This is a genomic window from Saccharothrix ecbatanensis (genome assembly GCF_014205015.1).
In the GTDB taxonomy this organism is placed as follows: Bacteria; Actinomycetota; Actinomycetes; order Mycobacteriales; family Pseudonocardiaceae; genus Actinosynnema; species Actinosynnema ecbatanense.
Window position 1 is genome coordinate 3,355,852 of the sequence record NZ_JACHMO010000001.1, and the last position, 21,613, is coordinate 3,377,464.

Here is a 21,613-nt window from a genome sequence, read left to right on the forward strand (position 1 = left end):
CACCCTGCCGGCAGACTCTACGTTCCGCTCCGAACGGGGGTCCTGTGGTGGACGTGGAAATAACCTTCGCGCCCGACATCAACCTCACGGTCCGCAGAATTGCGGAAATACGGACGGCATTGCGCCGGATTCCGCCGCGCCCGCTGCCCGGCGGGTGGAGCGTCACGCCCGACCACATCGAGGTGACCGGGCTCATCGGCGGCGGTCTCAGCGGCGCGGTGGTCGCGCAGGTGCTCCTGCACCGCGGCGACCAGCAGCTGCGCCGGATCGCGAAGATCGCCCCGGCAGCCGAGATGATGAGGGAGCTGCGGAACTACACCGACATCGTGCAGTCCCACGTCAACGCCGTCTGCGCGCCGATCGACGCCTCGTCGGTGCCCGCGGACGGATCGTCCGACCAGCTCGAAGCGCTGGTGTACGACCACGTGGCGCAGTTCGCGGGCAGTCCGGACACCGAGGCGATCACGTTGGAGGACCTTGTCCGCCACGGCGACAGCGATCGCGCCGTCCTCGCGGTCGAACGCCTCTTCACCGGCATGGCGTCGCCGTTCCACCAGCGGACGGCGCTCCGCAAGCACAAGTCGCTGCGCGACTTGAACGCGACGCTCGGCCCGGACATCGTCCTCCGCGCCGGGGAAGTGGACTGCGACCACACGTTGGGGGAGGAAATCTTCCAGACGTCCCTCGGCGCGGACGGGGTCGTGGCGGGCAGCGGGATCAGGCTCAAGGACGTGGAGTGGTGGGCAGGGACGCCGCTCGGCAGGCTTGAGGACATCACGGTCCTGCTGGAGGGCGGTGACCCGGGCTCGGTCGTGAGCGGTCACGTGGTGCGGACGCGGTTCGACTGGCACGCCGAGCGCATCGCGGGCGCGTTCGGCAGCTTCACGCGCGTTGGCGGTGCCCACGGCTCTGACGACTGGGTGGTAGCCGACGGGGTGCGGTGCGGCGACCCGTCCGCAGGTTTGCGCAAGGCGTTGACCGACACCAGGTTCGGTCGCGCGCTCACCGTGGTGCACGGCGATCTCAACCCGCGCAACGTGATGGTGGTGCCGGGCGGCGACCAGGTGATCCTGATCGACTACGCGCGCACGGCCGAGGAGCAGCCGGTGCTGGTCGACCCGGCGTGGCTGGAGGTCTGCCTGTTGCGCAACGTCCACTCGGAACTGGGGTTCGCCGAACTGTTGCGGCTGCAACGGGCGTTGGGGCTCGCCGGCCGGCTGCTGTCGCTGGGCTGCGCCGCCGACGACGTCGGGACGGCGTGCGCGGGCGTCGTCGGGGACGGGCCGGTGTCCGCCGCGTTTCGAGTGCTGTTCGCGATCCGTGCGCAGGCGGCGAGGGCCTACCCGTTCCGGGACGAGTGGTGGGCCGCGCACGCGGCGATGCTGCTGCTGTGCGCCCACCGCACCGTCAAGTGGGACGACGATAACCAGACCGACGCGCGGTTGCGGGTTGCCGCCGCGGTCGCGTCCGTGGCGGGCGAGTGGCTGGCCGACGCCGGACCGTTCACCCATTGGGTGGATCTCGAACCGGTGTTGCACGCGGTCACGTCCGTGCTCCGCCCCGCCACCTCAGAGGCGGTGGGGTTCGTCTCCGCACTGGCGGCGGCGGTCGGTCCATCGGTCGCCGTGGACGACCTGCGCGACCAGGTGCTGCGGAACACGCGCCGGGAGGAAGCGGGCCGGGTGGTGATCGGCTTCGCCGACGATGCCGTCGAACTGGTCGAGCTCGACGGCGACGCGGTCGGCCCGGAGGGCGGCGAGTTCGGTCAGGTCTGGCGGCTCGTGGCCGACCGGATGGAGTGCACCCTGGTCGCCGAGTCGGGCGGGGGCAAGACCACCGCCATGCGAGCGCTCGCGTACCGGATGGCGCTGGACGTGGTCGGCGAACGCGCCCGAACCGCGCTCGACGGTCCGATGCGGATGGTGGCGCACGTGGACGCGCGGGCGATCGCCGACCGGGGCGACGACGCGCTGCCTGAGCGCGCCCTGCTCGTCCTCGGCGCGGCGCACCTCGTCGTGGACGACTTCGGCCTGCTCCCACCGCCAGCACGCGCGCGGGTCGGCCGCCGGCTGCGCGAACTCCGCCGCCGCTACCCCCGCACGCCCGTGGTGGTGCTCGAACGCGACTCCGACCACGCGCCGCCGATGTTTCCCGAGGTGCGGATCCGACCGCTCACCCCTCAGCAGGTCTACGACCACATCGAGCGACTCGTGGTGCTGCGGCGGACGCAGCCCGCGTACGGCCGGCTGCTCCTCGACCGGCTCCCCACCACCTGGCCGGAATCGCACCGCGTGTTGCAGCTTCCCGCCGGCCTCGCGGAGTTCATCCGCATCGGCCACATCGCGCTGACGAGCGCGGCGGTGTTCACGGCGGGACTCGGCGAGGAGGAGAAGACCGGTCTGCCGGCCGTCGCCGCGCACGTTCTCGACGACGGCGGTGACGCGAGGGCGTTCCGGTCGCGGGCACAGCTCGACCACTTCGCCGCGCTCGCGTTGGACCGCATGTCCGATCACGAGGTGCGGCTGCGGGCACGCCGGTTCCGTTGGCGCGAGTCCTGCCTGCTCGCGGTGGAACTCGCCGGCACGGGTTCCAGGATCACCCAGGCGATCGTCACCGAGGCGATCGACACGGACCCGCCGTTCGCGGGCGCGTTGCTCGCCCGGCTCCGTCACCCGCCGGCCGATCTGGTGTCGCGCTTCCTCGTGGCGCAACGGGAAGTGCTGGACCAGGACTGGCGCAGCGGCGCGGAGGTGGACCGCGCGGTGCGGGCGCTCGTCGCGTTCGGCAGGCCGGACGCCTACCACGTTCTGGTCGAGACCGGGTCGTTCAACGGGATGGCGGCGCTCCGCCGTGGCATGCGCCCCGGACCGGACCGTGACCGGGTGGACGAGGCCTTCCGGCAGGTGGCGGCGCCGGCGTTGGACCCGGTGGCGTCGGATGGCACGAAGGTGGCGGCGTTGCGGGCCGTCGTCGGTGTGCCAGGGCTGGAACTGTTGATCGGCGAACTGGTCTCGGACCCGACCTGGGCGGTGGCGGACGAGGCGTGGACTGCGTTGTTGCGCCTGGGCTCGGCGGTGCCGCCGCGGCTGCAGGAGGCGTACGTCCACCACCTGCGTGACCGGCTCGCCGCGGTCGAGGCAGAGCTGCCGCGCACGGCCGTGGTCGCGCGCAAGGTGTCATTGCAGGACGAGCGCGTGAATCTGCTGCGGCACTTGGCCGATCCGGAGGCCTTGCTCGAACGGAGGTTCCGCTACGAGATCGCGGACGAGGTGGCCGACTCTCTGCACGGCCTTGGCGCGTTCGTCGGCGAAGTCGACAGCGTGTACGGGCTGGCGGACCTGCCCGTGCGCGAGGCGGAACTGATCGCCCACCAGGCGCTGACCGAGCACGCGGACGCATTCGTCGCGGCGGCGTCAGCGACGTCGGGTGAACACCTGCTGCTGATCGCCGCCGCCGCGCTGCCGCACGCCGGGAGTGCCGCGGTGCCGCATGTGGTCCAAGTGGTGCGCGACCTCGTCCCCGTGGTGGAGGAGGACCGGTTCGAGGGGTGCGCCGCGTTGCTGAACGCCGTCGCGGTGGTGGACGCGGCGGAAGGCGCCCGGCTCGCCGAGACGTGCGCGGAGACCCTGTTCGAGCGGAACGTGCGGGGCAGGCTCACGTGGCCGTGGTCGACCTCGATCGCCCGTGCCCGTGCCGGGTCGACCGGGCTCGGCGCCCTGGCCGCGGACGACTTCCACCGCGACGGAAGGCGGCCGAACGAGGTGCCCGCCGAGCTGGACGGCCTGGTGGAGCACAGCGCGACCCCGCTGTGGGCCGTCGCCGTCGCCACGGCCGGTCTCACGGAGGCACTCCCCCGGATCCGGCCGTTGGTCGCGGAGTACGCCGACCAGGCACCGGTCCTCGTGAGCAGCCCGCGTTACGGCGTGCTGGAACTCGCGCCGGCAGCCGACATGCTGTCGTCGGTCGGGTACCTGGCCAGGCTCGCGCACGACCAGGGTGAGCAGGAGGCCGAGGTGGCGAACATCGTGCGCCTGCTGCACGACACCGGTCTCGACGCGAAGCACTCCAGCCTGCGCGAGGCCAGGCTCATCGGCGCCGGCTACCTCGGCGACTGGGTTCCGCTGGTCGAGGCGTTGGACGACGGTGAACGGCTGCGGGTGGCGGCCGCGCACGCGGTGAGCCAGTGGACACCCGGTCCGGCCACCCCCACCGCGTTGCGGGAGTCCGTGGCGATCGCGCAGTGGCTGGCGGACCGGCTCGCCGACCCTGGCTTGTCCCGGTCGGCACGCGAGGTGCTGGTGGCGCTGACGGACGTCGTGGAACAGCGAGCCGGCGCACGGGCCGGCCGAGGCGTCGCCGGTCCGTGACGGTCAGTGGGCGCAGGCGTCGCCGCCCGGGCACAGCGAGAACGTCAGGTTCCTGATCAGGAACCGCACCGCCGCCGGGTCGACGCCACCGACGTCCCGCCGGCCCGACCGCAGGATGTCGGCCAACTCCTCCGACGCCGACCGGGGACGTCCACGGTGGCCGACGCCGTCCTGGGTGAGGCCGCGCAGGTCTTGAGGGCTGTCCGAGAACACCGCGAGCAACGTCTCGAACCGCGCGGACCCGGCCGGCAGGTCTCGCGGCCACGTCAGCGGCAGCCCCGGCTCGTGCCCACCCGGCTCGGCGCCCAGCGGGCGCGTGACCCCGGCGCGAAGCTCGACACCCGAGGGTTCGGTGCTGTTCAGGATCGTCACCCGGCCACCGACACCCAGGTCGACGACGTTGGCGTAGACCGGCTTCCCGTTCGCCGCGCCGTTGCGCACGCGGATCCGCAGCCGCTCGCCCACGTGCACGACCGGGTTCTCCGCCGACAGCGACCGACCGCCGACCACGGTGACGGCCAGCTCGACGGGGGCGTCGAAGTCGCCGTCGTCCGCCCGCAACGACAGGTCACGCAGCCGTGCCGCGGTGACCAGGTGGCCGACCTCCCGCCGGAGGCGGTCGACACCCAGGCTGTCCACCGCCCGCCGGTCGGCGTGCAGCGCCCGGCCCGCGGCGTCCTCCAGCCGGTAACCGCCATCGGTGAGGACCACGGTCGCGAGCTCCCCACCACAGGCCGTCCCGCCCTGGTGCACTTCGACAACATCCGCCAGTGCCGTCATCAGGTCGACCGGCGGCGGACCGGAGAGGCTGTCCACCCGGACGACCTGCTTCGACCGCCTCGGCTCGACCCGCCGGGCGACTACGCCCGGCGGCACCTCCGCGCCGCCCTCCACGACCAAGTACGCCGAGCCGCCGCTCACCACGTTGACCGTCGCCCGCACGGCCTCCGCTCCCCCGACGCGCTCGACCGGAACCAGCAGCAGGCGCTCACCGCGCTCCAAACCGTGCAGGAACGCACCGTCGACGCGTGCCTGTCCGGTAAGGAGGTCGACGCTCACCGGCAGGGTCGGCGAGGCAGCCTCCGTGTCCTCGGTGAACACCACCCGCTCCACCGGCCCCTCGATCTCCGGGCGCTGTGACGGGTTGAGGTTGAGCACACCGGGCCGGATGCGATCCGCCACGTCGTGCCACGTCGTGTGCGGCGTATCTGCCAGCTCGGCGACCAATGCGGCGGTCAGCAACCCGTGGACCCGCCCCAACCGGGGCGAGTGGCGTTCGTGGGCGAGCTGGCTCTGGCTGCACGCGAGGACTCGGACCGCGTGCGGGTTGGCGTCGTACCACTCGGAACCCGGGTGCGCCGCCCTCAGTCGGCGGAAGTCCTCGGCCGCTGCCTGCCTGCGCGCCTCAATGCCGCTGCTCGGCCACTTCCCGGTCCTGGCCCGCGCTTTGAGGCCGGCCTGAGGCCAGTCGCGCGACATCCGGCCGGAGAAGCAGCAGTCGAGGATCGTCGTGACGTTGGTCGTGCGCAAGGAAAGCCGCCATTGCAGGACGCTCAACTCCTCCGCGAGCACGCCGCGAAAATCGTCCTCCGTGCTGTCGTCGATGTCAGTCGGCTGGATGAAGCGGAACTCTTCGTCGCCGTTCTCGTCATCAACGAAGAGACCGCCGTGCCCGGCATAGAAGAAGACCGCCGCGTCTCCCGGTCGGCTGACCCGCACCAGTCGGTCGTAAGCGTCGAGGATGCCCGCGCGCGTCGCTGTGGACCCTCCGATCCGGACGACGTCGAAACCCCTACGCCGCAACAAGGACTCGACAACCTCGGCATCGTTGTTGCAGCCGGTCAGGCCGCCGACCTCGCAGGCGACGACAAGCGCGCGACGCGCTCCGCCGGGCTGTCCACCTGATCGCCACACCGGCCGCCTCCTCGTTTCACGGGCGTAGCACGAAACCACCTGGATCACCCTGGCAGATGAACGCGCCCCAGTAGTACGGGTGCGGCCGTTGCCTCCTCAGCTCCAGCTGTGCGTGTCGCAGAGCGGCAGCCCGTCCCTCACCGGCCACGATCCGCCGGTAGAAGTCGGTCATCAACGTCTGCGTCTCGTCATCAGGCACCCGCCACAGGCTCATCACGACCGTGCGTGCCCCGGCCGAGGTGAACGCACGGCGCAGGCCGAGCACGCCCTCACCGACGTGGTGGCTGCCCAGACCGGTCTCGCAGGCCGACAGGGTGACCAGCTCGGTCCCGGCCAGATCCATCCCCGACACGTCCTCCGCGGTGAGGATCCCGTCCTCCGCCTCGGCCGGCAGCACGCCACCGGCCAGCCAGGTGTTCGCCCCGGCCAGGGCGAGGCCGGAGTGCAGGAACGGGCTGTCGCGGGCGTTCGACAGTCGGCCGAGCAGCGGGGCGGCGAGGGCAGCCGGCGCTGGGCGATCCCGCTCCCGGTCGGTGTCCGGCAAGAAGTAGCCGTGGGTGGCGATGTGCAGGACCGTCGGGCGCAGGCAGGACTTCGCGGCCGCTTCGGTGGCGGCGGCCCCCATGAGCGGGCGCACGCCCAGCAGTGCGGCGACCGCCCGACCCTCCCGGTTGGTGCCGTGCAGCCGGTCGAAGCTCAGCCCGGCCTGGCGCAGGCCCCTGGTGGTCCGGTCACCTGGATCTCTGGACGTACCCGATGCGGACAGGTCGAAGTCGGGATCCGCGATGACCACCGAGGCCGTGCCCTCTCCCGTCGACGGGGTCGAGACGCGCAGCAGGTCGCGTCCGCATCCGAGGTAGCTGATCTCGTAGTCGTCGATGAGGCGACGGTCGGACGAGACGGGCAGCACCTCCCAGGGCAGGCGGGACATGTCGCCGTCCGGGCAGAGGAACAGGCGGCGGGCATCTCCGAGAGCCGGGCGGAGGGGGTCGAAGACCGCAGCTCGCAGGGCGGTGCCCGCGTCGAGTTCGGCGGTGTCCGCAGCCGGTTCGTGCGGCACGAGGTCGCGGGCGGTCCCCGTCCCGACGGCCTCGTCCCGGTAACCGGCCACCAGCCGATCGATCTTCTCGGCGTCCCCGAGGTCGATCAGCCGCAGACCCTCATCGGGCCGCAGGATGAAGGCCCAGTACCGCATCCGCGTCCTGGCCGGGTCCTGGCCCGACTTCGGGACCGTGAACGAGAGCAGCCCGAAACACACGATCTCGACCAGCGCCGAGCGCGGCGGCAGCAGGGACCGCAGTGATCGCCCGCTCAGCTGCCGCACGCGTTGTTGCAGGTGTGTCGCGGGAACGGCCCGTGACAGCTCGGCCTCCAGGCGTTCCTTCTCCTCGGTCCAGGCGACGAGCACGTCCAGGTGGGCCCTTTGCCCTTCCGGCCCTGGACCGCTCAGCGTCTTGCGGGCGATCTTCTCCCGCAACGAGCGCACGTGCGCGATTCTCGGCTCCAGGTCGGAAACACCGCCCACCCGGATCTCGTCGCGCACCGACGCCTGCGCCTCGCCCGAGAGCCCTTTGCGGCGCAGGACCAGGTCAAAGGCCTGCGCGACCTCGTCATCAGGGGCGCCGAGGGCGGCCACCAGGCTCAGCAGGGCGGACAACTGCAAGTACTGGCGACCGAGCCGGTTCACCTGCAGCCGCTCCGAGGCGGTCGCGAACGCGTCGAAGAGCAGGCGCGAGTGGACGTGCTCAGCTTCCATCGTCAGGGCGAACGCTCCGCGTGTGTCGCCCTCCAGGGCGTGCAGCACGCCCAGGTTGGCGACCACTGTGGCGCTGAGCGGGTGCACAGGTCCGACAAGCCGGTCCAGGGTCGCGCGGCTTTCCAGCAGGACGCCCCGTGCCTCGTCGAACCGCCCGGTCATCATGTAGGCGTTGGCGAGCAAGCCTGCTCCCACCGCGCGACCAAGGCTCTCGGCCCGACCGGCGTTCCGGCTGATTTCCAGCGCGGACCGCAACTCGGACTCGGCGTCCTCGTACCGCTGCTGCTCCAGGTACAGGTGGGCCAACGCCTGACCGGCGGTGGCCAGATCCGGATGACCCGCGGGCAGCACCGCCCGGAAGGTCTCCTGCGCCTGCACGAGGCAGTGCTCGGCCCGCTCGTACTCGCCGATCTCCATGAGCATTCCGCCGAAGTTCTTCAGCGTCCGCGCGTACTCGGGATGATCCGGCCCGAGTGACTCCCACATGGACCGCAGCGCCGCGTTGCAGAGGAGGATCGCCCGCTGGGTATCGCCCATCTCGCGGCAGACCTCTGCCAGGTTGGCCTGCACCTGTGCGTATTGCGCGTCCTCGGTGCGGTCCGCGAGCCGAAGTTGTTCCAGCGCGTCGAGCAGCACCGGCTCCGCCAGTTCGAACCGCGCGAGATCGGCGTGGATGTTGCCGAGGACGTTCAGCGCACCGGCGACCAGGAACCGGTTGCCGTGTTCCTGTCCTTTCGCGACGGTCACCAGGTCGCTCAGCACCTGCTCGGCCCGGACCAGGTCTCCTGCGTAGTAGGTCACGAGGCCGACGTTGTAGTGACTTTGCGTCCGCTCCGGGGAGTTCTCCTCCAGACCGGCCGCCAACCGCAGGCTCTCCTCGGCCAGGCCGGCGGCCTCCGCGATGTCCTTGCGCGCGAGCAGATCGGTCGCCTTCGCGTTGATCTCCTGGACCCGCGCCGCCAGGTCGCGATCGGACGCACGCGGGGCGGCACGCAGGATCCGTCCTGCCATCCAGGCCTCGAAGCAGTCCACACCGGAGGCCGCGCAGGCGCGCAACCCGGCAACCGCATCGTCACCGCGACCTTCGACGAAGTGCCGCTGGGCCGCGTAGTAGAGCAGTTGACAGGCTTTCTCGTCGTCGGCCGGCCACTCAACCTCGGTGGCTCCGGTTCGACCCAGCGTCAGCGCGATGAGCTGGAGCTGCCACGGGTCGGCGACGAGCATCCAGAGTGCCACCTGGAACTCCGGCAATCCCCGTGTGCTGTCGGAACTGCACATCAGGAACATCTGCAGACCCTCGTGCGTCGTGTCCTGCGCGTTGAGGAGGACGGCCAGTCGCAGTGCCTCACCGTACGAGCCCTCGGCGAAGCATTCGGCGAGCTCGCCGAACAGCCGCTGGTAGGAAGGAGAGCGCCAGTCCGTGGCTCCACCGACAGGTTCGGGGTCGCCGTCCGCCTGCGGCAGACCCGACCAGATCAACTGGAACAGCGGCGCCAGACCAGGGATCGGGTGCAGCGCGTGAGGGCCGCTGCCCGGCACTGGACGACCTTCGGGCCGCAACCGCGCCATCAGCCGGTCCGAAGCCTCCTGCTGACCGGTCGCCTGGTAGATCCGGAGGAGGGCGCTCAGCGTGATCAGTGAATTGGGATGGCCGGTCCCCAGCTTCCGCTCCGTGATGTCTGCGGCCTGGCTCAGCAGCGGCTCGGCCTCCGCGAAGCGACCCTGGTCCAGGTACAGGTGCCCGAGGTTGTTCAGGCAGGACGCGTACGTCGGGTGATCCTCGCCGATCCGGTCGCGGTGGTGGTCCAGGGCTTGGTGGTACAGCCGCTCAGCACCGTCGGGATCGCCCTTCTTCTCCCGGACGATCGCCAGGTTGCCCAGCGTCATGGCGTACAGCCCGTCGTCGTCGTCAGCAGGGTCGACCAGGTCCAGGACCCGCTGGAACAGCGGCTCCGCCTGATCGAGGTCGCCGCGGTCGGCCTCCAGCTGGGCGAGGTTGTGCAGCACGGTGGCGTTCTTGCCCCGATGCTCCTCCGAACGGCCCCAGATCTCGGCCGCGGACCGGTAGAGCGACCTCGCCTCGTCCAGGTCGCCGCCGGCCTTGTGCAGGTAGGCGACGGTGTTCAGGAGGTTCGCGAACTCGGCGTCGACGGCGTGGTGCTCACGGGCGAGCCGAACGGCGAGTGGCGCCAGTTCCATCGCCTGTGACACATGACCGGCGGTGCTGAAAGCGAGCATCAGGGTGTGCAGCCCCTGTACGAAGCGCGCGTCGTCCTGCCGGAAGGTGCGCCGCGCGAGATCGTAAACTTCTTCGGCGACGCGAATGGCTTCGCCGGGATGGCCGTGCCGCATCAAGGCATGTGCGCGCTGGTTGTGGAAGTCGAACGCCTGCTCGGCCGTCCCCGTCGTGTCGGCGTCCGACAGCGCCGCCAGATCGATCTCGGCGAGGTTCCGCTCCACGCAGTCGGCGTCCTGCTCGACGGCTCCGCGCAGACAGCGTTCCGCCTCCGCCTGCCGACCGGTCGCGAGAAGCCTGGCCCCGGCGTAGTAGAGCGCCTGGCAGCGGCGCTCCGCGTCCGTCGCGAACGGCCAAACGGAGTCCAGGGTGTCCTGGCCGAACGTCAGCCGGATGAGGGACTCCTGCCAGTCGTCGGCGGCGAAATCCAGCATCAGGCGAGGCAACTCCGCCAAGTCCCGCGATTGTCCGAGGCGTTGCAGGCAGATCGCGATGAGCTGGTAGAAGACGAGAAGCCGGGGCGGTCCATGCACCGGGAAGTTGCTGATCGCGGTTTGATAGCAGGTCACGTAGTCACGGGCCGCGAAGGCCGCGAGGCAGTCCGGCATGCGAGGGTCGTCCGGCTTGTCCAATTCTCGGCTCCGGTGTCATCGTCGCTGTCTGCGCCCGGGGTTACCGACACAGACGTGCAGCGCTGGGCCGAGATGCCCGCGCAACTTGATGGTCATGGACTGCTCGCCGCCGTGCTCGTGGAAGTCGCTGAGCCGACGGTCTAGCGGGATACATCCCGGTCACGACCGACGGCCAGTCGCACGGACGGCTCTCCGCTGAATCGCTCGTGCGCCGCTGTCGTTCAACGCGCGGATGATCTCCGGGCGTTCGGCCGGAGAAGTGCCGCGTAGTGCGATCATGAGGCCGAGCACGCGCCCGGCCACAACACAGAAAGTCACCAGCGTGCCCACTGTCCCTACCGCTCCAAGGCTCGACCACATGGTCACCTCCCGTCAACAGTGAAGCACCGATTGGCCTGCTCACACGTCATCTCCCTTGGGAGGGACACAAAAACTTCGGCGACCGCACCTGTAGTTCGTAAAGTGACGCACCACTCTGCGTATACGATGGGAGGTGCCGGTAGCGGCTACTCGTTAGCCGACGACGGCTATCGCTCTCATCGGCCCGTTTTGGCCGGCGACTATTCCAACCCGGTCCGCTCAGGCTGCCCGACCCACTCGCGCGGCCCGGCGATGTGCGGCGATCCCGGCCACCCAGAACCAGATGCCGTCGACCAGCGGGTTACCGCCAGCTCACGTCACAACTCGACATACGTCCAACCAGAACGGCCGTCGTAGGCGGCGAGTAGGCCAGCGTGCCGCCACGGGAGTACTCGGATTCCACCCGCATCGGCCGATGGACACCGGCGGGCAGCGTGTCGTAAAACCGGTACCGGGCCGGCACGCCGGGTTTCTCGTCCGCGCTGAGCACGAAGTCGTCCTCGCCCAACGGATCGCCATCCCAGACGCGGGCGTACAGGTCGAGCACCCGGGCCGCCTTGACCGCGAAGTACGGGTCGCGCGGAATGATCCACGACCGGTGCTGCCACGGCTTGATCGCGTCGGCGGCCGGCCACCGCCGCACAGTGGATGTCGACACCCGCTCGCAGACACCGCGCGACCGCCTCACGGGCCGGCTCCAGGCAGCTCCACCGCGCCAACGGCACGTCGCCCTGCGTGGGCAGCTCGCGGGCCAGTGCCTTGACCTCCGCCACGACCGCGGCCTCCCACTGCGCGGCCGGTCCCGGCAACCCTTCATGGCAGCGCCACTTGCGCCACTTGCGCACCGTGTCCTCAACGATCCGCAGTTCGCGGGCGATGCCGGCGTTGGACCGCCCGTCGGCGGCGGCCGACACGATCCGCGCCCGCAGCACCCGGCGATGCTCGGCACGGCCACTGCGCGCCAGCGCTTCCAGTGCCTGCCGATCCGCCGTGTCCAGCATGACCACATACGGGCTTCGTGCGGCCACCAATCCACCCATCCCGATACCGTCTATTGAAATGGACGGTATCGGGCAGGACCGCAGCCATGGCCTCTCCCGCCCGAGGCGACCAAAGTCTCGCCGCGCCAACGCCTGCTGGCCCGTACCGGGAACGCCGGCCGCAACTGGCCACTGTGCGGATCTGCCACCACCTGGGGCTTCGCCATCTACCGCGCCAGCCACGACGACTACGAGAACTCGATCCTGACCAGCGAACACCCTCCGGCACACCACAGGAAGCACTCGACTGTGCCTGCGGGCTCTACCTCAACGACATCACCGCGTGGCGACTGCCCGACCGGGTCATCACCGCGCTGCGCCATCAACGACTGAGCCAACCCGGCGACGACCTTGTCTTCCACAGGCACGACCGCAGGCCGCTGCGCCCCCGAGTACTTGCTCCGGCACTTCCACCAACTCGCCGACGCCGCAGAACTACCCAGGATCCGCGTCCACGACTACGACTCTTCGCCGCCACCATGCTCGACTCGGTTCCAAGTGATCAACCGGCGGTTCGACAGTGGGCTGAACGGCGTATTTCGGGCAAGGTGTGCAACACATCGTCGCCCCGGATGTATGCACCAGGTGGACGCCCGTCACAGGAGGTGTGGGGGCGCAGGGGACTTTGGGGGAGCTTTCGCATGCCCATCTTGAGATCGCTCGCGGTCGTCGCGGCCGCGTTACTGGGGACGCTGGTGCCGGGCGTGGCACACGCGGCACCACCGGACAACGACGACTTCGACGCATCGACGCCGATCACGGCACTGCCGTTCACCGCACAGCTGGACAGGACCGAAGCCACCAGAGCACTCGACGATCCGACCAACTGCGTGGGGTGGCCCGCGGAAGGATCTGTCTGGTTCCACCACACCACGACCGAGGACGGAATCGTCCGCATCGACACGGACGGCAGCGACCTCGACGTGAAGCTGTCGGTGCTCATCGGCAGTCGAGGCGACCTGCGGTCCCTCGGGTGCAGCGGTCCCGGAGGCCCGCTGACGCTGCGGGTGACCGCGGGCCAGACGTACTACTTCATGGCCGCCGATGGGTACAACGGTCGCGGGGCCAGGCTGAACCTGAGCGTGCGGCAGATGACGCCCGTGGCCAACGACAACTTCGCCGACGCGCAGACGGTCACGTCGCTGCCGTTCAGCGCACCACAGCCGGACTTCACGCTCGCCGGCGCCGAACCGGAAGAGCCTTGGGCGACGACGTGCGCCGGTGTGCGAGAAGGCGCACCCACCGTCTGGTTCACCTACACACCGACTCGCACGGAGTCGGTCCTCGCCCACGTGAGGGCGAACAGCATCGGCCCCGTCCTGTCCATCTACGAAGGCTCGTCCTTGCCGGAGCTCCGGTCGCTCGGGTGCACGGAGGGCCACTCCTGGAAAGGCAAGGCGTTCCGGCTCGTTGCGGGCACGACCTACCACCTGCAACTGCAGTACAGCTTCTACAGCTCTACCGAGGCCACCATGGTGCTGGCGGAGGCGCCGCCGCTGGAGACGGAGGTTTCTCCCAGCTCGTCCGGTGAGTGGTCGATCTTCAACGACATCGACTTCAGGCTGTACCACCGCAACGACTACGACCAGCCGGTGACGACGGAGTGGGACTTCGGCGACGGCACGAGCGTGCCGCCGAGCACCGAGAAGCAGGCGGTCCACCGCTACGCCAAGGACGGCAACTACACCGTGACCGTCCGCTCCACCTCCGAGGACGGCCGTGTCGCCACCGACACGACCCCTGTTGTGGTGAAGACGCACGACGTCGGAATCGCCAAGTTCACCACGCCGTCCTCGGCGCGGGCAGGGCAGCAGAAGCAGATCTCCGTGCAGGTGTCGAACACGCGCTATCTGGAGAAGGACACCACGGTCACGTTTTACAAGTACGGCGAGTGGGGATGGCAAGAAGTCGGCCTGATGAAACTGGACGTGCCGGCGCACCCGACCCGCAAGGTCACCTTCCCGTTCGCCTACACGTTCACGCAGGAGGACGCGGTCAGGGGCAAGGTGACTTTCCGCGCCGTCGTCTCCTTGCCATACCCGTCGCGGGACGCGCTGCCGCTGGACAACGAGGTGATCTCCACCGCCACGACCGTCCTCCCGGCGGCCACCGTCACCGCTCACGTGAACTGATCAGGGGGAACCATGTTCAGACGGGCAAGCTTGACATTCATCGCGTTCGCCGTGGTCGCGGCGCTCGCACCCGCCGTCGCCCACGCGGCGCCGGCAGGCGACGACTTCGACTCCGCCACCGAGATCACCTCGCTGCCGTTCACCACGACGATCGACACCACCGGATCCAGCAAGGCCGACGACGACCCGAACCCCTGCTACTTCTGGGGCGAGGGTTCCGTCTGGCAGAAGTACACGGCGCAGAGCGACGGGCTGTTGCGGGTGGCCGCGCGCACGGACGCGTGGGGCACGATGCTCGCCGTCTACACAGGACAGCGCGGCGCGCTCGACCTGGAGCCGAGCGCCTGCGTCCACAACGGGAACTACACGGTGCACGCCGAGGCGGGCACCACGTACTACTTCATGCTGGTCGAGTATGGCGGGAGCGCCGCCGGCGCGGTCTCGTTCACACTGCGCGAGACCACCCCGGAGCCCAACGACGACCGGGCGGCGGCCACGGTGACGAGCGTGCCCGGCGACCACCAGGCCGACCTCACCCGCGCCACGGCCGAGCAGGGCGAGGTGCCACCGAGCTGCGCTCCCGAGGCAACCCGGTCGGTCTGGTACCGCTACACGCCCGCGTACGCCAAGTTCGTCCAGGTCACCTCGGTGCAGGCGATCAGCGTTCACCGCGCGGGCGATCTGTCCGAAGTAGACTGTTCGGCCCCTCGCTCGACCGCGGTGTTCCACGCGGCCGCGAACGAGAGCTACCTGATCAGGATGGCCGCCTCCCCCCAGGCGACCGACGGGTTCCAGGTCAGTCTGCGAACCGCCCCCGACATCGTTCCGCACACGACCACGTGGCCCCGAGTCCCGAACGTGCTCAGCGACACGACCCTCGGCGCGTCGTCGGGCGACCCGATCTACCAGCCGGTCGCCAGCGGCACCATCGATCTCGGTGACGGCACCGTCATCCCGGTGACCGGCAACAACGTGACGCACCGGTTCACCAAGGACGGCGACTACCGCGTCACGACCACGGTCACGACCCCCGACGGCCGCACCGGCACAAGCGTACGAACGCTCAAGGTCGAGACGCACGACGTGTCGGTACCCGCGCTGACGGTGCCGACCTCGGCACGGGCCGGCCAGAGCAAGCCCGTCAAGGCGTTCGTAGCCAACATCCGTAGCGAGGACGACGTCACCGTCACCTTCTACCGCGTCGGCCAGAACGGGGAGAGCGACAAGGAAATCGGCCGTCTCACGCAACGGGTTCCGGTCTCGCTGACCGGCACAACCGAGTTCCCGTTCGCCTACACCTACCGGCCGGAGGACGCGACCGCGGGCCATGTGACATTCCGGGTGCGCGCCGAGGTAGCCGGCTACGGCTGGAGCGGCGACGACAAGGGTGACGACAACGAGGCACGAGCCACCACCACCTCCGTCCGACCCGTCGCCACCATGAGCGCGCGAATCGAGTAGTCGAACCGGTCGCCCTACCCGGCCCAAGAAAGTCCGCTGGACCACCCGGCGGAGGGCCGGGTAAGGGCCGTGCCGCCGCGCCGGGCGTTCTCACGTGACTTTGGCGTCTTTGCCCCGACCGCTGGCCTCGTCGCCGTACGGGTTATCGATTGTCGGACGGTCCTTGTAGACCAACGAGTTGCCGTGTGTGGCGAGGCGGGCCAGGTCGACGAGATCCCGGTAGGGCATGGGCGGGTCCCGGCGGAACCGGCGGGGTTGGTGCGAGCGGGCGAGATGGCGTTGCAGCCGTGCGTGGCGGAACTGGTAGACGGCGCCGTTCTGCCTCAGGACACCTCGTCGATGGGCGTCTTCCAAGAAGTCCGCCGGCCTTCGGGGCGCTTGATCGGTCAGTGGCAGCCACACGCAGGTCAGCAGTACCCATTGACCCCAGGCGGTGCCCGCGAGTCCGCTCCACAACGCCCGGTCACCAAGGAAGATCGTCATCACCATGACGCAGAACCCGAGCTCCTGGCTGCGGCCCTTCACGATGATGAGCAGCGCGGCGACGAAACCGAGTCCCAGTACCAGGAACTTGGCGAGAGCTTGGAGGATCGTGTTCGTCCGGTCGGCATCCCTGAGGCTCCAGGGTGCGACCACGGTCGTGAGGTCGACCCGAGTCCGCCACCTCGGCATCGAACCGTTCACGACCAGGAACACAACCGCGACAGCGATGGCCGCGATGACCACCCAATAGTCCCCACCGGACGCCAGGTGAATGGCCGACCACAACCCCAGGGTCGCCGCGGACATGACCACGGGGCCTATCCGCACGAGGGTGAGCATCCGGAGCAACCCCGGGAACACCCGGTGGGCACGCGAGGGGATGCCGCCGGTTCCAAACCGTCCGGCCAGGTAGCCGTACCACGCGCCTCTGCCGGATATCAACATCAACGGGACCACGAACAGCGTGTACACCATGGTCGGCTCACCCCAGGAGTCGCTCAGGATGAAGGGGAGCACGGGAAGGGTCAGCAGGCAGGCGAGCACGGGTTCGAGCGCGCCGATCAACGCGAGCCACAGCGCCCGGGTCGGCCCCGACACTGCGTCTCTGAGTCGCCACCACTCCAGGTCCCGTGTGCCCCAGCTGGTCATGTGCCATGCGAGTGCGGACAGATGGCGCTTGGACACCTCGGGATCGCGTGCGGACGTGCCCGGCGGCGTATCACCGTAGGCGACCGGGACGAACGTCGAGAGCAGGTGGTCCTCCAGAGCCGGGACATCGGCGTACCGCGTGGAGTCGAGGAGTTCCAGCGGGTCGTGGTCGATGGTGTCGCTGTAGATCGTCCGAGCCAGGGAGAGCATCAACGGCGTGCTCAGCACCGCGGTGAGATTGACTGCGGCAGGCGTGGGCGGTGAGTCGTGCAGGTGCTGGAGCACCGGTTCCCAGACTGTGCTCGCCGACGCGCCGGGACGGGTGCTGCGGGGAAGGTAGTCCGCCACGTCCGAAAGGCCGAGCGGAGCCAGTTCCACGCACGCGGCGGCGGTGACGACATCGGTCGACGCGACGGCGTCGGCGTACTCCTGCACCCGGCTGGTCATCAGGAACCACGCCACCGTGCGGTTCAGCGCGAGTACGGCTGGCGCCCGCAAGCCTGGTGCCATCTCGTCGAAACCGTCCAGAACCGGCAGCACGAGACCGGCGTCGAGGAGCGCCCACGCGAGCGGCAGCCCGGTGGGAGAGGGCTCGGCGAGCACCGGGTAGTCCTGCGCCAACCGGTCCGCCAGCCAGTCGCGCAACGACCGTGCCCGGGGGTCCCACGATCCCAGGTCGAAGACCGCCGGCACCGGATCGGCGCCCGTTCGCGCGTCGAGCATGTCGAGCACGAACCTCAACGCCAGCACGGTCTTGCCGGATCCCGCCGGGCCGAGCACGACGAGGCGTCCGGACGGCACGCGCCGAAAGACCTCGACGACCTCGTCCAGGCGGCCGTCCAGTCGCAACGCACCCGCCGCGCCCCCTGCCGGACTGCGACGGATGTTGCTCCAGTGATCCGACAATCCCTCGACTGAGGTGTGCCACCGAACCGACAACGGGAACGGATCATGAACCCGCCGCAACTCCTCCTCGCGCCGCCAACGCACGGCGACATCACGCGCCAGGAGCGCGGCGGCGTCGAGGAGGGCGTCCCGACCCGTGGAGTGCACGACAGTGAACGACCCGTGCACCGTCCCAGCCTGGATCACCGGACCTTGCACGACGCCCGTCGAGGTGTTGTCGACCGATCGCCGCGAACCCGGTCCTCCACGATGACGTCCCACACATCCCCCAATGCGCCGGAAACGATCTGGTTCAGAAGCTATCGCCCCCACGACCGACGATCTCCGCACTACGAGGGTCTGTCTCGTGGTCGGTGTCTCCGGCGTTGTGCGCCACCGACGACAAGTGGACGTGGTGGTTACCGGGCGTAGGGGCCGAGGCCGATCAGGCAGTGCACGGTGCTGCTGATCGGCACTCCGCCGCGGGTCCACGTCACCGAGTAGGTGTACTGGGTCTCCGGCACGGCGTCGCACCGTGACATGTCGGTGGTGCCGTAGAAGGACTCGATCGAGCGGTAGTGCGCGTCGGGACTGGCGCAGTCGACCACCGACACACCCGACGCCGCGGTCACGACACCGGTGTCGGGGATGACGCCGCCGAAGCAGGTTCCGGGCGTCTTCGGCGGACGCGTGACCGACGTGACCTGGTGCGGCGGGTTCTGCGGCAACGCGACCGGCACCGGCGGAGGGGCCTGCCCGGTCGCCGGTGTCAGCAGCGTGGCCGGGTGGGCGGGGCCGGGCCAGTTCACGAACCAGATCACCGCACCCACCACGACGACGAGCCCGACCGTAGTCTTGATCGCCAGGGGTACGCGGCAGATCCGGACCTGGAACGCGTGCCCCTCCGGGCCGGTCAACGGGTCGCGGTCGCTGCTGCCCGCCGGCACCTTCACCTGTACCCGGTCACCCATCACGTAGGCGTCGGTGGTGGTGCCGACACGCGCTTCGCCACGGTCCACCCACACCCGCGCGGGCCGCTTCCGCAGCCGCTCGACGCGCGCGCCGACGATCCCCCGGAGGAACAGGAGCGCCACCAGTCCGCCCACGGCGATGCCGGCCCACGCCCACTTACCCAGCGTCGTCGGTTGTTCCGGGACCGTGGCCAGCACCTCCGCGGCCTGCGGGGTGCCCCGAACGCCGAGCCAGGCATGACTGGAACCGTCGGTCGCACGGCGGGTCGCCGAGTCGAGCGCCGCGGCGGCCACGTCCGGCCAGCGGGCCCGCAGGGCGTCGTCGTCGACCTCGGTGAACGGCACCTGGCTGAAGTCCACGCCGCCGTAGACATAGGTGTGGGTGACGATGTACTCGCCGCGCTCCTCCTCGTGGGAGACGTTGAACTCGCCGTTGGTGTAGGAGGCGACGTACTCGTCGAAGACCTGCCGGGGCGACCACGGCTCCCGGGCGGGCCAGGGCAGCGCGTCGCCGCGGTCCACGTACCCGGCGTAGGTGGTGACCCGGCGGGAGCTCAGCTCCCGGTACCAGGCGGCGGCCACCCGGCTCAGGTGCACCCGCCGCAGGTCGGCGTACTCCGGCGCGCTGTCGACGGCCTTCTGCACCTCCGGCAGGATCAGTTCGCGGTAGACCCGCTCGTTGTGGTCCATCACGTCCTGCCCGGCGGAGCCGCACGCGGGGCCGTCCTGCCCGAGGTCGCGCCGGTACTCCGACTCCAGCTTCACCTCCAGCGGAGCTTCGAGGATGTGGACGCTGTCCTCGCCGGAGTGCACGGTGGCGGGCGCGGGCACGATCCACTGCCGGAACGACAGGCACACCTGCTGGTCCGGTCCGGCGCGCAGGCGCTCCCAGAACTCGGCGCCCAGTTCGGTATCGGGGTGGATGAGGCGGCCGACGCTCCTCTTCAGCTCCAGGTCGGCGCGCAGCAGCACCCTCCCCGCGTCGGTGGCGGCCAGGGCGGGGTCGATGATCCGGTCCGGTTCGGCGGGGTTGAGGTTGACCCAGAACTTGTCCGGGGTCAGCGACAGCCACACGAAGAACGCGTCCGACGCCTGCGCCAGGTTCGCCCGGCCCGCCTCGTGGCCGGTGTCCCGCGGAGCGACGGCGCCGCGGGCGGAGTAGCGCATCCCCTTGTCGGGCCCGGGGTCGGCGAGGTGGCGCAGCTCCACCGTGGACAGGTCGATGCCACCGGTGTCGCCGGGCGGCGCGGGACCGTGCAGTGCATCCACGAGTGGTCCTGCGTGGGGTTCGGCGGCCACGGCACCCGGCACGACGGCGCTGAACGCCTGTTCGGGCACCGGTCCGATGAGCGAACCGCCCGCCCGCCACGTCTTGAGCGCCTCCTTCAGCCGGCCCATGCCCTGGTCCGCGATCTTGTGATCCTGCGCGATCGTCGCCTCCGGTCCCTGGCTGCCGTCCTCCACCGCGACCGCGTTGTGGATCTCGACGTTGTAGTAGGCGACGGTCATGTTGGGGAACATCGGAGGTTCCGATGCCGTCCCGCGCAGTCTGTTCCAGCAGTCGATACCCGCGGTCACGCAGAACTGGCGCTCCGACTCCACGACCGTGACCAGGTGGTCGACTCCCCGCAGCAGCGTCCAGGACTTGAGCAGCGGCTCGGCGTGGAAGATCCCGCTGTCGTCCGCCGGGAGCTCGAGGGTGCCGAGCCCGTCGCCTCCGACACCCGACGACTTGAAGCTCTCGGTGCGCGGTGGTTCACCGTCCCGGTAGACGTCGAAGTCGATCGTCGCGTCCGCAGGGCGGGTCTGCCGGTTGAAGCTGGCGGTGACGACCGCCGTGCGCACGCCGTCCTGTTCGAACAACACCACGACGACGTTGCGGCCGGGAGTCACGTCGGGGTGGTTCCTGCGGTACATCTGGATGTACTTGCTGTAGGCCGAGGTCCCCCATTGGACCTGGACGTACCTGATGGCACCGGCCTGGACGTTGCCCGTGCTCGGCTGCGCCTGGGCGGTGTCGGGTCGGGCCAGCACAGCGGAGGGCGCGCCCAGCAGTGCCAGCAGTGCCAGCAGCAGGCCGAGCAGACGACGGGAGGTCATTCCGACGTCGCCGCGTCGAAGTAGCCCTGCCACGCCGTCGAGGGCGCCAGTGACGGCGGGTCCAGGTCGGCCAACTCGGCGCGGAGGTCCTCGACCCGCCGCAGACGCTCTGAGGGGGGCGCGTCCCCGAAACCGCGGTACAGCTGGTCGAGGCGACCCAGGGCGTGCAGGAACAGCGGCAGGCTGGAGTTGATCAAACAGGGCGCACCCGACTGCGCCCTCCACACCGACCCCGCGATGACGTCGACCACGATGGGCACACCGTGGTCGGACCCCAGCACGGCGAACTCGCGACCCCCGGAGCGCACCGGTGGCTGCGGCGGCAGGTCGTGGAACCGCGCGTGCCACGGGTTGTCCGTGGGCAGCCCGACCGACTCGACGAACTCCCGCAACGCGGGCGGCAACGCCGGGTGCGGCGCATCCGGCGGCACCGGCCGCAACCTCTCCCCCCAGGCGCTGCGTGCGCGTTCGACCAGGTCCGAGTCCACAGCGAACACAGCTGTGCCCCCCTTGTTCACCGTGTGATGAAACCCCCTGGGCACAACGATAGGACTGGAAGAGCCCGAGTCCGAGCCCTCGCCCGGTGGATCACGCTTTCGGGTTACCTAGTGCCGGCCATCGGGCTGCG

The 21,613-nt window shown here is 70.0% G+C and carries 9 protein-coding genes and 1 pseudogene; 3 read left to right on the forward strand and 7 right to left on the reverse strand.

Annotated elements, in window-relative coordinates:
• Positions 1–47: 47 nt before the first annotated feature.
• On the forward strand, positions 48–4,367 hold the full coding sequence (locus F4560_RS45570) for a hypothetical protein (protein WP_184920321.1): 4,320 nt from the start codon (positions 48–50) through the stop codon (positions 4,365–4,367).
• A gap of 3 nt (positions 4,368–4,370) precedes the next feature.
• Here the strand turns inward: F4560_RS45570 and F4560_RS14350 are convergent, their stop codons facing one another.
• From F4560_RS14350 to F4560_RS46550, 4 genes and pseudogenes are all read right to left on the reverse strand, one after another.
• On the reverse strand, positions 4,371–6,329 hold the full coding sequence (locus F4560_RS14350; protein ID WP_312869305.1) for a caspase family protein: 1,959 nt from the start codon (positions 6,327–6,329) through the stop codon (positions 4,371–4,373).
• Positions 6,298–10,881: a CHAT domain-containing protein gene (locus tag F4560_RS14355; protein WP_184920323.1), complete on the reverse strand. Its 4,584-nt coding sequence runs from the start codon at positions 10,879–10,881 to the stop codon at positions 6,298–6,300. The genes F4560_RS14350 and F4560_RS14355 overlap by 32 nt, the downstream gene beginning before the upstream one ends.
• A gap of 685 nt (positions 10,882–11,566) precedes the next feature.
• A complete protein-coding gene (locus F4560_RS44470) occupies positions 11,567–11,953 on the reverse strand; it encodes a hypothetical protein (protein ID WP_246477797.1) in 387 nt (128 codons plus the stop codon).
• A 121-nt stretch (positions 11,954–12,074) separates the two neighbouring features.
• Positions 12,075–12,305: pseudogene (locus tag F4560_RS46550) on the reverse strand (helix-turn-helix domain-containing protein); the annotation flags it as partial.
• A gap of 641 nt (positions 12,306–12,946) precedes the next feature.
• Here F4560_RS46550 and F4560_RS14365 point away from each other — a divergent pair.
• Both F4560_RS14365 and F4560_RS14370 read left to right on the forward strand, forming a co-directional pair.
• Complete coding sequence (locus tag F4560_RS14365; RefSeq protein ID WP_184920325.1) at positions 12,947–14,437, forward strand: PKD domain-containing protein; 1,491 nt, start codon at positions 12,947–12,949, stop codon at positions 14,435–14,437.
• Positions 14,438–14,467: 30 nt separating this feature from the next.
• On the forward strand, positions 14,468–15,898 hold the full coding sequence (locus tag F4560_RS14370) for a PKD domain-containing protein (RefSeq protein ID WP_184920326.1): 1,431 nt from the start codon (positions 14,468–14,470) through the stop codon (positions 15,896–15,898).
• 90 nt (positions 15,899–15,988) lie between these two features.
• Here the strand turns inward: F4560_RS14370 and F4560_RS14375 are convergent, their stop codons facing one another.
• From F4560_RS14375 to F4560_RS14385, 3 genes are all read right to left on the reverse strand, one after another.
• Positions 15,989–18,103: an NACHT domain-containing protein gene (locus F4560_RS14375; RefSeq protein ID WP_184920327.1), complete on the reverse strand. Its 2,115-nt coding sequence runs from the start codon at positions 18,101–18,103 to the stop codon at positions 15,989–15,991.
• A 230-nt stretch (positions 18,104–18,333) separates the two neighbouring features.
• Entirely contained in the window at positions 18,334–20,985 is a 2,652-nt protein-coding gene (locus tag F4560_RS14380; protein ID WP_184920329.1) for an LppU/SCO3897 family protein, read from the reverse strand.
• The gene (locus F4560_RS14385; RefSeq protein WP_184920331.1) at positions 20,982–21,482 is read right to left on the reverse strand and encodes an SUKH-4 family immunity protein; all 501 of its coding nucleotides are present in this window, start codon (positions 21,480–21,482) and stop codon (positions 20,982–20,984) included. The genes F4560_RS14380 and F4560_RS14385 overlap by 4 nt, the downstream gene beginning before the upstream one ends.
• Positions 21,483–21,613 lie beyond the last annotated feature (131 nt).